The 12,057-nt window shown below is 71.7% G+C and carries 10 protein-coding genes; 7 read left to right on the top strand and 3 right to left on the bottom strand.

Features of this window, described 5'->3' with window-relative positions:
* The first annotated feature begins 36 nt into the window (after positions 1-36).
* The 4 genes from KLO01_RS10760 to KLO01_RS10775 are packed head-to-tail and all read left to right on the top strand — an operon-like array spanning position 37 to position 4,997.
* Positions 37-1,851, top strand: a complete 1,815-nt coding sequence (locus KLO01_RS10760; protein WP_246136147.1) for an ABC transporter substrate-binding protein — start codon at positions 37-39, stop codon at positions 1,849-1,851.
* Positions 1,848-2,738 carry an N-acetyl-1-D-myo-inositol-2-amino-2-deoxy-alpha-D-glucopyranoside deacetylase gene (gene mshB / locus KLO01_RS10765; protein ID WP_147064898.1) on the top strand — a complete coding sequence of 297 codons (891 nt, stop codon included), beginning with the start codon at positions 1,848-1,850 and terminating at the stop codon, positions 2,736-2,738. Before KLO01_RS10760 ends, mshB begins: the two co-directional genes overlap by 4 nt.
* Positions 2,735-3,244 carry a flavin reductase family protein gene (locus tag KLO01_RS10770; RefSeq protein ID WP_147064900.1) on the top strand — a complete coding sequence of 170 codons (510 nt, stop codon included), beginning with the start codon at positions 2,735-2,737 and terminating at the stop codon, positions 3,242-3,244. Before mshB ends, KLO01_RS10770 begins: the two co-directional genes overlap by 4 nt.
* A gap of 37 nt (positions 3,245-3,281) precedes the next feature.
* Positions 3,282-4,997 carry a VanW family protein gene (locus KLO01_RS10775; protein WP_147064902.1) on the top strand — a complete coding sequence of 572 codons (1,716 nt, stop codon included), beginning with the start codon at positions 3,282-3,284 and terminating at the stop codon, positions 4,995-4,997.
* 6 nt (positions 4,998-5,003) lie between these two features.
* Here the strand turns inward: KLO01_RS10775 and KLO01_RS10780 are convergent, their stop codons facing one another.
* Positions 5,004-6,050 carry a GNAT family N-acetyltransferase gene (locus KLO01_RS10780; RefSeq protein ID WP_147064904.1) on the bottom strand — a complete coding sequence of 349 codons (1,047 nt, stop codon included), beginning with the start codon at positions 6,048-6,050 and terminating at the stop codon, positions 5,004-5,006.
* A 20-nt stretch (positions 6,051-6,070) separates the two neighbouring features.
* Here KLO01_RS10780 and fdxA point away from each other — a divergent pair, with 20 nt between their 5' ends.
* The 3 genes from fdxA (at position 6,071) to KLO01_RS10795 (ending at position 8,935) form a co-directional block, all read left to right on the top strand.
* Entirely contained in the window at positions 6,071-6,397 is a 327-nt protein-coding gene (gene fdxA, locus KLO01_RS10785) for a ferredoxin (RefSeq protein ID WP_035947089.1), read from the top strand.
* Positions 6,394-7,536 (top strand): succinyldiaminopimelate transaminase, encoded by a 1,143-nt coding sequence (gene dapC / locus KLO01_RS10790; protein ID WP_147064906.1) that lies wholly within the window; start codon positions 6,394-6,396, stop codon positions 7,534-7,536. Before fdxA ends, dapC begins: the two co-directional genes overlap by 4 nt.
* A gap of 103 nt (positions 7,537-7,639) precedes the next feature.
* Positions 7,640-8,935, top strand: a complete 1,296-nt coding sequence (locus KLO01_RS10795; RefSeq protein ID WP_147064909.1) for a citrate synthase — start codon at positions 7,640-7,642, stop codon at positions 8,933-8,935.
* Positions 8,936-9,022: 87 nt separating this feature from the next.
* Here the strand turns inward: KLO01_RS10795 and KLO01_RS10800 are convergent, their stop codons facing one another.
* Both KLO01_RS10800 and KLO01_RS10805 read right to left on the bottom strand, forming a co-directional pair.
* Positions 9,023-11,359 (bottom strand): MMPL family transporter, encoded by a 2,337-nt coding sequence (locus KLO01_RS10800; RefSeq protein WP_147064911.1) that lies wholly within the window; start codon positions 11,357-11,359, stop codon positions 9,023-9,025.
* A gap of 75 nt (positions 11,360-11,434) precedes the next feature.
* Entirely contained in the window at positions 11,435-12,028 is a 594-nt protein-coding gene (locus KLO01_RS10805) for a TetR/AcrR family transcriptional regulator (protein ID WP_186828006.1), read from the bottom strand.
* Between the last annotated feature and the right edge of the window lie 29 nt (positions 12,029-12,057).

Consider the following 12,057-nt stretch of genomic DNA (forward strand, 5'->3'; position numbering starts at 1 on the left):
CACCGGCGACGTCCCCACCCAGGAAGTACCCCGCGCGTGAACACCCGTAGCAGCCGGCACCGCCCACGACAGCAGCGCAGCAACCGCGTCTGGGCGATGCTGGCTGCTCTCGTGGTCGTGCTCGTGTCCGGCATGGCCGGGTGCAGCGTCATGGGTGGCGACGGTGACGGCGACTCGCAGACGCCGCAGGTCGCTGCGGCCCACGACCGCGTCGACGAGCGCGGCGGCACGCTCAAGGCGCTCTCGCTCGGCCCGGTCCTGAGCTGGGACCCGCAGCGGATCAGCGCCCGCGACGACGCCGCGTTCGCCGGTCGGACCTTCCTGCGGACGCTCACCGCCTACCAGCCGAGCACCGACCCCCGCAACCAGTCGCGGATCGTCGGCGACCTCGCGACCGACGCGGGCACGCCCAACAAGGACCTCACCGCGTGGTCGTTCACGCTGCGCGAGGGCATCGCCTGGGAGGACGGCTCGCCCGTCACCTGTGAGGACGTCCGCTACGGCATCTCGCGCACCTTTGCGTCGAGCGTCATCACGGGCGGCTCCACCGACGCGCTCGCCGTCCTCGCCGTCCCGAAGCTCCCGGACGGCAAGCCGGTGTATGCCGGCCCCTACGCGACCGGTGCCACTGCGGCAGCCGGCCTCGCGGCATACGACAAGGTCGTGGCCTGCAAGGGCTCGACGATCACCTTCACGCTCAGCTCGCCGGTGAGCGACTTCAACGAGATGGTGAGCCAGCCGGCGTTCGCCCCGGTGAAGAAGTCCGCCGACAAGGGCAAGGACGGCACCTACGAGGTGTTCTCCAACGGCCCCTACAAGCTCGCGTCCCCGTGGCGGGCCTCGACCGGCGGCTCGTGGGAGCGCAACCCGCACTGGAAGGCCTCGACCGACGAGGTGCGCCGGGCCTACCCGGACCGCATCGACTACCAGGAGGGCATCGAGACCCAGACGGTGGCGCAGCAGATCATGGCCGACGGCGACAACTCCCGTGAGGCCGTCTCGCTCGGCTCCGCGCCCCCCGCCATCCAGCAGCACATCGTCACGGTCGACGCGCTCAAGGAGCGCTCGGTCACCGCCGCCACGGGTCTCGTCGACTACCTCGCCCCCAACCTCACCAGCCCGATCTTCGCCAAGGTGCAGGCGCGTCAGGCCCTCGCCGTCGCGACCAACCGCGAGGCCTACGTCACCGCTCTCGGCGGTGCGACGACGGGCCGGCCCACGAGCACCCTCATCCCGCAGTCGCTCCCGGCGCACCACGACGAGGACCCGCTCGCCGCGGGCAACCGTGGGGACGCCGACCGCGCCAAGGTCCTGCTCGGCCAGGCCGGCCTCAGCCTCCCCGTGCCGCTGCGGGTCGTCTACCGGTCGAGCCCCGTGGCCGACAAGGCAATGGCCGCGCTCGTCGCCGGGTGGACCGAGGCCGGCTTCGCGCCGACGCTCACCCCGCTCAAGGACGACTACTTCGCCACCATCGGGCAGCGCTCGGCCGCCAAGAGCTACGACGTGTTCTGGTCGAACTGGGCGCCGGCATGGGCCTCGGCCAGCACGATCCTGCCGGCCCTGTTCGACAGCTCGATGAACATCTCCGCGGCCGGACCGGGGCGCGACTACGGCTACTTCACGTCCACCGCCACCAACGCCGAGATCCAGGTCATCGGCGCGATGGCCGACCGGACCAAGCGCGAGGAGGCGTGGGCCGCGCTCGACGTCAAGCTGCTCGAGCAGGGGGCCTACATCGGCCTTGCCGAGCGACGCGCGCTCTACATCGCCGGCAGCGACGTGAGGAACCTGTCGGCCAACGAGGTCATCGGCGGTGTCGTGGAACTCGCCGACATCGCGGTCCGCCAGTGACGCGACTGCTCTTCGTGCACGCGCACCCCGACGACGAGACGCTCGCGACCGGGGTGGCGATCCTGCACCACGTCGAGCGGGGCGACGACGTCCACGTCCTCACCTGCACGCTGGGCGAGGAGGGCGAGGTCATCCCGTCCGGGCTCGCCCACCTCGAGGGCGCCGAGGGTGACCCGCTCGCCGAGCACCGTCGCGGTGAGCTCGCCGGCGCCGTGGACGCACTCGGCGTGACCTCGCACCTGCTGGGCGCGACGGCGCACGGTGGGCACACGGCATACCGGGACTCCGGCATGGTCGGCTCGGCCGCGTTCGCGCACCCTCGTGCCTTCGCCGGCGCCGAGCTCGCCGAGGTCGCGGCGCTCGTGCGGTCGACGATCGAGGAGATCGACCCCGACGTCGTCGTGACCTACGACCCGCAGGGTGGATACGGCCACCCCGACCACATCCGCGTCCACGAGGCAGTCCGTGCGGCCTTGGCGCAGATGCCCTCTGCGCCAATGCTTTTCGTCACGCTGACCCCGAGGTCGTGGGTGGGCGAGGACCGGGTCTGGCTCGCCTCCCACCTGCCTGCCGGCAGCCCGTATGCCGTCCCCTCACCGACCGACCCCATCGCGCCCTCCGTCGTCGACGACGCCCTCGTGACGCACGCCGTCATCGACCCCTCGGTGGTGGGGCGGCAGCAGGAGGCCCTGCGCTCGCACGCCACCCAGGTGGTCGTCGGCGACGGCTGGTTCGCCCTGTCCAACGACGTGGCCTCTCGGCTGTCGGGCCGCGAGGGCTACGCCGTGATGGACCCGTCGACCGGTGAGGTCCTGCCAGGCGGTGCTGCTGGCTCCGCTGCGGGCGGCGACATCGCGCGCCCCGGTCTGCTCGGAGCCCGGCTGTGACGACGGGGGAGGGGGCGGCGCCGGAGGTCGACACCGACCTCTACCGCCACGTCGTGGGGCGTCTCGCCAAGGGGGTCTCGGTCGTCACGACCACGGCGTCCGGCCACCACCACGCCCTCACGGCCGACTCCGTCACGAGCGTCTCGCTGGACCCGGTGCTCCTGCTCGTGTGCGTCGAGACCGACGCCCGCTTCCACGACGCGGTGATCGAGTGCGGTGCCTTCGGCGTGAGCGTCCTCGCCGCCGACCAGCGGGCCACGGCCGCGTGGTTCGCCACGCCCGGGCGTCCCCTGCCGGGGCAGATGGACCGCGCGCCCCACACGCTCACCCCGTCGGGCATCCCGCTGCTCGACGGAGCCCTGTCGACGCTGGAGTGCACGGTGCGGGACGTTCACCCCGCCGGCGACCACAGCATCATCGTGGGGGAGGTCCGCGACGCCCGCCTTGGCGGGGATCCGAAGGCCGCCCTCGTACACTTCCGCGGACAGTACTCCGCGCTCCCGTGACCGACGACGCAGCACATCCACACCACCGAGGACAGTCATGACCAGCGAATTCGACCCGCACCCGGGCCAGGCACGACGCAAGCGCGTCGCCGTGGCCTCGATCCTCGGGGCGTTCGTGCTGCTCATCGGCGGCTACGTCGGGGCCGCGGCCTGGACGAGTGGGCGTGCCCCCAGCGACACCACTGTCGGCGGGGTCCAGGTCGGTGGCCTGCAGCCGGCGGCGGCCCGGGCCGCGCTGGCCAAGGGCGTCGAGAAGCGCGCTGCCACGCCGGTCACCCTCACGGCGGGCGGCAAGGACGCCACGTTCACCCCGGCGGAGGCCGGGCTCGAGGTCGACCTCGACGCCTCGGTCGCCGACCTCACCGGCTTCAGCCTCAACCCGGTCAAGGTCGTCCGCCACCTCACCGGCGGCTCCGACCGCCCCCTCCAGACCAAGGTCGACGACGCCAGGCTCAAGGCTGCGGTGACCAAGGCCGCCTCGGAGCTGGCCGTCGCGCCCAAGGAGGGCTCGATCTCGGTCGCCGGTGGCAAGGTCGCCGTCGTCCAGCCCGTCACGGGCCAGGAGGTCGAGGTCGACCCGACCGTCGAGACCATCGCCTCGGCGTGGCCGCGCTCGGCCCCGTTCGTCGCCCCCATCAAGGAGAGCGCGCCCAAGGTCACGGGCGAGGAGCTCGACCGCGTCAAGACCGAGTTCGCCGACAAGGCGATGTCGGGCCCGGTCGCCGTCAAGGCCGGTGACAAGACCTTCGACATCCCCGCAGCCGTGCTCGCCCCGGCCATCTCGTTCCCCGCGGACGCCGAGGGCAAGATCACCCCCAAGCTCGACGACAAGCTCCTCGTCGCCGCCGTGTCCGCGGCCGCCAAGAAGGCCGGCGCCGTCGTCGACGCCAAGGACGCCTCGGTGACCTTCTCCAACGGCCAGCCCGCCGTGGTGCCCTCGCGCACGGGTGTGGCGCTCGACGCGACCAAGATCGTCGAGCCGATCACGACCGCGCTCACCTCCGAGGAGCGCGCCGCGATCCTGCCCGTCACCGTGTCGCAGCCGAAGTTCACGACGGCCCAGGCCAAGGCCACGCTCCCCAAGGGGCAGATCTCGACGTTCACGACCTATTTCGCCGCCAACGGTGGCGGTCGCGTCAACAACATCCGGGTCGCGGCCCGCACGCTCAACGGCACCTACGTCCCGCCGGGCGGCACCTTCAGCCTCAACGGCGTCCTCGGTCGGCGCACGCCCGACAAGGGCTACGTCAAGGGCGGCGTCATCTCCGAGGGACGGCTCAGCGAGAACTACGGTGGCGGCATCTCGCAGGTCTCCACCACCTTGTTCAACGCCGCGTTCTTCGCCGGGGTGGAGTTCAAGGAGTACATGGCCCACGGGTTCTACATCTCGCGCTACCCCGAGGGTCGCGAGGCGACGATCTCCTACCCGTACCCCGACAACCGCTGGGTCAACACCACCGACGGCGGCATCTACATCCGCGCCAGCTCGACCGGTGGCCAGATCACGGTGTCGTTCTACGGCACGAAGAAGTGGGACATCGCGGCGACCAAGAGCCCGCGACGCAACATCGTCGCGCCCAAGAAGATCACCGACCCCTCGCCGGCCTGCATCACGCAGGCGCCGACGCCGGGCTTCGACGTCACGGTGACGCGGATCTTCCGCCAGGCGGGCAAGACCGTGCGGACGCAGGCGTTCAACACCCACTACAACCCCGAGGACGACGTCACCTGCACGCACCCGCAGGCGAAGTAGCCCTGCTCAGCGGCTCGGCGACGTGAGGTAGACGTAGGTCGAGTGCCGCTCGAACCCCAGCCGCTCGTAGAGCGCGATGGCGGTCTCGTTGTCGGCCTCCACCTGCAGGTGGATGAGCCGTATGCCGTCCGCCCGCGCCACCTCGGCCAGCCGGGTGGTGACCCGGGTCGCCAGACCGCGTCCGCGCAGGGTCGGGTCGGTCCAGACGGCGGCGAGCCCGGCCCAGCCCCCGGCCACCGCCAGGCGCCCGATGGCCACCGGGCGCGGGTCACGGGAGCCGGGCGTGCTGAGCCCGACCTGCTGGGCCAGCCCGCCACCGGCCCTGATGGCGGCGAAGTGCTGCACCGGGCTCCCCGCGAGCACCTGCGCGGCCACGTCGCCCACCATCGTCCTGGTCTGCGCATAGGCGTCGAGCCAGGCCTCGTCGAGGTCCTCGCTGACGTCGACGCCCACCCCGCCGGGGCTCGCGGCCGCCACGGTGTCGGTCGACGCGGTGAGGTTGAGGGTCCGGTCGCCGCTGGTCCAGCCGCGCGCCAGCAGCTCGGCGCCGAGCGGGTCCTCGCCCGGTTCGAAACCGACCGGCCCGGCGAGGGACACGCGGGCAGGGAGGCCGCGAGCGGCATACCAGGCCTCGATCCTGTCGACCGCCTCGGCGAGCGGGACGCCCGGCTCGCCCACGGGCAGAACCGAGTTGCCCCGCTGGGTGAACCCCTGCGAGGCGCGCAGCTCCCAGTCGCCGAGGCTCTCGCGCTCGATGGCGCCCCACGCCGGCCCCATGACCCGCTGGAGGTCGGCGACCGAGAGGGCCAGGTGGGCGGCCCCGCGGCGGCTCGGGCGCGGCGGCACCTCCTTGGCGGCGACGATGCGGTCGCGGGCGATGGTGACGTCGCCGTGGCGCGTCGCGACGACGACCTCGGTCGCGGTGCGGGAGACGAGGGTGCCGACGCTGTCGGTCATCGACGGGCCGTCGGAGGGCGCCTCGCCGCGGGGGAGGAGGCGCGATCTGACGACGACGCGCGCGCCGATACGGACGGCGTCGAGAGGGGCGGGCACGAGCGGCATACTATGGCCGCATGACGTACGTGATCGCGCAGCCTTGTGTCGACCTCAAGGACAAGGCCTGCATCGAGGAGTGTCCTGTCGACTGCATCTACGAGGGTGAGCGGTCGCTCTACATCCACCCCGACGAGTGCGTCGACTGCGGCGCCTGCGAGCCGGTGTGCCCCGTCGAGGCCATCTACTACGAGGACGACACCCCCGAGCAGTGGGCCGACTACTACAAGGCCAACGTCGAGTTCTTCGACGACCTCGGCAGCCCCGGCGGTGCGGCCAAGATGGGCCTCATCCCCAAGGACCACCCGCTCATCGCGGCGCTGCCCCCGCAGGAACACGACGAGTGAGCCTCGCGCTCCCCGACTTTCCCTGGGACTCGCTCGCTCCGGTCAAGGAGCGGGCGAGTTCCGTCGCCACACCGGACGGTCTCGGACTCGTCGACCTCTCGGTGGGCACCCCGGTCGACCCGACCCCCGAGGTCGTCCAGGAGGCGCTGCGCTCGGCGTCGGACGCAGGCGGCTACCCCCAGACGTGGGGGACGCCCGCGCTGCGCGAGGCCGTCGCCCAGTGGTTCGCCACGAGGCGCGGGGTCCCCGACCTCGACCCGGCCGGTGTGCTGCCGACGATCGGCAGCAAGGAGCTCGTGGCGTGGCTGCCGACCCTGCTCGGGCTCGGCCCCGGTGACATCGTCGGCTTCCCGTCGGCGGCCTACCCGACCTACGACGTCGGTGCGCGGCTCGCCGGTGCGACCCCGAAGGTCGTCGACGGCCTCGCCGCCCTGGGCCCGCTGACGCCGTCCACGACGCCGAAGCTGTTGTGGCTCAACAGTCCTGGCAACCCGACGGGTCAGGTCCTCGGCGTCGAGCACCTCGCCAAGGTCGTCGCCTGGGCGCGCCGCAACGGTGTCGTCGTGGCGAGTGACGAGTGCTACGCCGAGCTCGACTGGCGCACCGAGCGTGGCTCCGAGACGTCCCCGACGACGCCCTCGATCCTCGACCCGCGGGTCACCGGCGGCTCGCACGAGGGGCTGCTCTGCGTCTACTCGCTGTCCAAGCAGTCCAACCTCGCCGGCTACCGCGCGGCGTTCGTCGCCGGCGACCCGGCGCTCGTCGGCCGGCTCCTCGAGGTGCGCAAGCACGCGGGGATGATCGTGCCGTGGCCCGTCCAGGTCGCCCTCACGGCCGCCCTCGGGGACCCCGCACACGTCGAGGCGCAGAAGGCCGTCTACGCCGCCAGGCGCGCGACGCTGCTCGAGGGCGTGCGCGCCTTCGGGCTCGACGTCACGCACAGCGACGCCGGTCTCTACCTGTGGGCGACCGCGGGCGAGGACGCCTGGACCACGCTCGGCCGGCTGGCGGAGCGCGGCATCCTCGCCGCCCCCGGGACCTTCTACGGTGCCGCCGGTGCGCAGCACGTCCGGATCGCGCTCACCGCCTCCGACGAGCACATCTCCGCTGCCGCCGCCCGGCTGTCCGCCGGGTCCTGATCGCGAACGCGCTTTTCGTCGTCGTGAGCCTCTGAGGTAGCGTCACTCGTGCGCGAGCGGCGCCCACTGCGAGCTCGCCCGAGACGTGAGGATTGAAGAGACGATGAGCACCGACGCAGCCGCTGCGACGTTCCAGGTCCGTGACCGGGAGCTGAGCTTCCCCCTCGTGAAGGCCACCGAGGGCAACAACGGATACGACATCTCCGCCCTGCTCAAGGAGACCGGCGACACCACCCTCGACATCGGGTTCGTCAACACCGCCTCGTGCAACAGCGCGATCACCTACATCGACGGTGACGCGGGCATCCTGCGCTACCGCGGCTACCCGATCGAGCAGCTCGCCGAGAAGTCGAACTTCCTCGAGGTGTCCTACCTGCTCGTCTACGGCGAGCTCCCCACCGCGTCCGAGCTCGAGGACTTCACCTCGCGGGTGCGCCAGCACACGATGCTCCACGAGGACCTCAAGGCGTTCTTCAACGGCTTCCCGCGCGACGCGCACCCGATGCCCGTCCTGTCGTCGGCGGTGTCCGCGCTCGGCACGTTCTACCAGGACAGCCTCGACCCGTTCGACAAGGAGCACGTCGAGATCTCGACGATCCGCCTCCTCGCCAAGCTGCCGACGATCGCGGCCTACGCCTACAAGAAGAGCATCGGCCAGCCGTTCCTCTACCCGGACAACGAGCTCTCCCTCCAGGAGAACTTCCTCCGGATGACGTTCGGTGTCCCGGCGACGGACTACGACATCGACCCCGACATGGTCACGGCGCTCGACCAGCTCCTCATCCTCCACGCCGACCACGAGCAGAACTGCTCGACGTCGACCGTGCGTCTCGTCGGCTCGGCCCACGCCAACCTTTTCAACTCCGTCTCCGCAGGCATCCACGCCCTCTCCGGGCCGCTGCACGGTGGCGCGAACTCGGCGGTCCTCGAGATGCTCGACGGCATCCTCAAGGACGGCGGCGACGTCGACACCTTCGTCAAGAAGGTCAAGAACAAGGAGGACGGGGTCAAGCTCATGGGCTTCGGCCACCGCGTCTACAAGAACTACGACCCGCGCGCCGCGATCATCAAGAAGACGACCGACACCATCCTCAACAAGGACGGGGTCCGCGACCCGCTGCTCGACATCGCCCTCCAGCTCGAGCAGCGCGCCCTCGAGGACGACTACTTCATCGAGCGCAAGCTCTACCCGAACGTCGACTTCTACACCGGTCTCATCTACAAGGCGATGGGCTTCCCGACCAAGATGTTCACGGTCCTGTTCGCCCTCGGCCGCCTCCCCGGCTGGATCGCCCAGTGGCGCGAGATGATCGAGGACCCCGACACCAAGATCGGCCGTCCCCGCCAGATCTACACGGGCGAGACCGAGCGCGAGTACCGCGCGATCAGCGGTCGCTGACGCGCGACGCCCGCCGGCTGCCCGGCATACGCAAGAGCCCCCGACACCCGCGATGCGGGACGGGGGCTCTCGCGTGTGCGAGCCCGCTCAGGCGTGCCGGCTCCCGGCGGTCTCGAGCTCGTGCTCCCCGCCGAGGTCGGACGCGGCCGGCCGGCCCGGACGGCCCAGCTTCTCGCCCTCGACGTCGACGTCGGGCAGGATCCGGTCGACCCAGCGCGGCAGCCACCAGGCCTTGTCGCCCATGAGGTACATGAGCGCCGGGATGAGGGTCATCCGCACGATGACGGCGTCGAAGAACACCGCGGCCGCGAGGGCGAACCCGATCGACTGGATGAGCGGCTCGTCCTGCAGCATGAACGCGGCGAACACCGAGATCATGATGGCCGCGGCCGCGGCCACGACCCGGGCGCCGTGGCGGAACCCGTCGACGACGGCCTCGCGGGCGGTGTCGCCGTGGACGAACGCCTCACGCATGCGCGTCACGAGGAAGACCTGGTAGTCCATCGCCAGCCCGAACACGATGCCGATGACGAGGATCGGCATGAAGCTCATGAGCGGTGCCGGCTCGAAGAGCCCGCCCACGCCCTCCTGAAAGACGAGGATCGTCGTGCCGAGCGTGGCGAGCACCGACAGCAGGAAGCCCAGCGTGGCCGTGAGCGGCACGAGCACCGAGCGGAAGACCACCATGAGCAGGAGGAACGCCAGCCCGACGACGACCGCGAGGTAGGGGAGCAGGGCGCCCTGGAGCTTCTCGGAGACGTCGGTCTGGATGGCGGTGAGGCCGGTGACGCCGACCGTCGTGCCGGTGTTGGCCTCGATCTCGGCGCTCGACCCGCGGAGGTCCTCGAGGAGGGTGAGCGTGGCCTCGTCGTCCGGCCCGCTCCTGGGGGTGATGAGGACCTGCGCCCCGGTGCCGGCCTCGTTCGTGCCGACGACCTGCGCGTTGGCGACGTCGCCCTGCCCCGCGGCCCAGGCGACGACCTCGCCGTATGCCGCGGAGCGCTCGGCGGGGTCGCTCACCTTCCGTGCGTCGACGACGAGGACGAGCGGGCCCTGGCGGCCGGGCCCGAAGGCCTCGGTCATGAGGTCGGCCGCCTTGCGCTGCGTCGTCTCGCTCGGGGCCGTCGAGTCGGAGGGCAGGGCGAGGTGGAGGTCCTTCATCGGGACGGCGAGCGCACCGAGCACGACGACGGCCACGGCGGCGACGAGGGCCGGTGCGCGGCCGACGAGCCGGCTCCAGCGGACGCCGTTGCCCACGGTCTCGCCTTCGTCGGACGTCTCGCGTCGCACGCGACCGGCGAAGGCCTTGCCCTTGAGCATGCCGAGGATGGCCGGGGTGAGCGTCAGCGCGATGAGGACGGCGACGAGCACGGTCGCGGCCGCCGCGAGGCCCATCGTCGTGAGGAACGGGATCCTCACGAGCGAGAGGGCGGAGAGCGCGATGATGACGGTGAGCCCGGCGAAGACCACGGCCGACCCCGCGGTGCCGAGCGCGCGCGCGGCCGCCTCCGCGCGGTCGTCGGTGTGCCGGAGCTCGCTGCGGTAGCGGCTGAGGATGAACAGCGCGTAGTCGATGCCGACGGCGAGGCCGAGCATCGTCGCGAGGGTCGGCGTCATCGTGCCGAGCTCCCAGAACGCCGTGGCACCGACGACGAGCAGCGAGCCGATGCCGACGCCGATGAGGGCCGTGACGATGGGTAGGCCGGCCGCGACGAGCGACCCGAAGGTGAGGACGAGAACGAGCGCGGCGATGGCGATGCCGATGAGCTCGGACGTGCCGCCCGGCGGCGCGAAGCTCTGCATGCCGGCACCGTTGACCTCGGCGGTGAGACCGGCATCGCGCGCCGTGTCGAGGGCGGCCAGGACGGCGTCCTGCGTCCCCGGCTCGACGTCGGTGACGCTGTCGACGTCGAAGCTCCACGTCATGGTCCCGATGCGTCCGTCGGCGCTCAGCGGTGACAGTGCCGCGGCGTTGGCCTCGGCTTGGTCGACCGGCTGGCCCTGCTCCTGCGCGGCCGCGACCAGCTGCTGGCGCTGGCCCTCGGCGGCGGTCACCGGGCTGACGAGCTGGGCGCCGGCCGGGCTGTCGGCGGCGGGCATCTGGGGGACGTCGCGCAGGCGGGCGATGAGGTCCTCGACCTTGGCCGCGTTCGCCGGGTCGGACAGCCGCTGCCCCTCGGGCGCGGCGACGACGACGGTGGCCGTGGCCTGGTCGAACGCGTCACCCGCGTTCGGGAAGAGCTCCTGCTGGAGGTCCTGGGCCTGCTCCGACGGGATGCCGGGGATCGAGAACGAGTCGACCATGGGCTTCGAGATGCTCGCCGCCACACCGCCGACGGCGACGAGCGCGACGAGCCAGGCCGCGATGAAGTACGGCCAGCGGCGGTATGCCGTCCGGCCCAGTCGATAGAGGTACGTCGCCATGACGGAGCTGCTCCTTGGTGGAGTGGGGGAGGTGGGGTGCGGGCGTCGGCGACCGCGAGTGGTGCGGGGGTGGACTCAGCGCAGCAGGCGGGTGGCCTCGTCGACACCAGCCAGGAAGTCGGTGGGGAAGTCGATGTCCTCGTCGGCGAGGAAGCGGGCGAGGCTGTCGTGGAAGATGCCGGCGATGATCGCGACGGCCACCCGCGCCCGCGGATGCCCGGCGGGCAGCCCCTCGCGCTCCTCGGCGGCGACCCGCACGTCGCTCACGAGCGCGTCGAAGCGCTCCTTGGCGACGGCGATGAGCCGGGGGTTGCGCTCGAAGAGGGCGTGGACGCGGTGCCAGTCGGCGCGGTCGGGGTCCTCGCGGGTGTAGGTGCTCACGACGAGGGCGGCGAGGTCCTCGAGGAGCCGGCCACCGTTGGCGTCAGTGGTGCCCCCCGCGACGAAGGTGCGGAGGACGTCGGTGTCGAGGGCGGCCGGGACGCCGAGGACGGCGGCCTCCTTGCCGGGGAAGTAGTTGAACAGCGTGCGGCGCGAGACGCCGGCCCGCTCTGCGAGGTCGTCGAGGGTGAAGCCGTCGAAGCCGTGCTCGATGGCGAGGTCCTGAGCGCAGCGCGTGATGACGCGTGAGGTCTGCTCACGTCGGGAGATTGCACTCTGGGCCACCATGGTGCAAGTTTGCACTCCAACAGGGATGA

The organism is Knoellia locipacati (assembly GCF_007992835.1).
GTDB lineage: Bacteria > Actinomycetota > Actinomycetes > Actinomycetales > Dermatophilaceae > Knoellia > Knoellia locipacati.

Coding starts and splice junctions, on each gene's coding strand:
- KLO01_RS10775 (WP_147064902.1), top strand. CDS start 3,282: ATGACCAGCGAATTCGACCCGCACCCGGGCCAGGCACGACGCAAGCGC.
- fdxA (WP_035947089.1), top strand. CDS start 6,071: ATGACGTACGTGATCGCGCAGCCTTGTGTCGACCTCAAGGACAAGGCC.
- KLO01_RS10795 (WP_147064909.1), top strand. CDS start 7,640: ATGAGCACCGACGCAGCCGCTGCGACGTTCCAGGTCCGTGACCGGGAG.
- KLO01_RS10800 (WP_147064911.1), bottom strand. CDS start 11,359: ATGGCGACGTACCTCTATCGACTGGGCCGGACGGCATACCGCCGCTGG.
- KLO01_RS10805 (WP_186828006.1), bottom strand. CDS start 12,028: ATGGTGGCCCAGAGTGCAATCTCCCGACGTGAGCAGACCTCACGCGTC.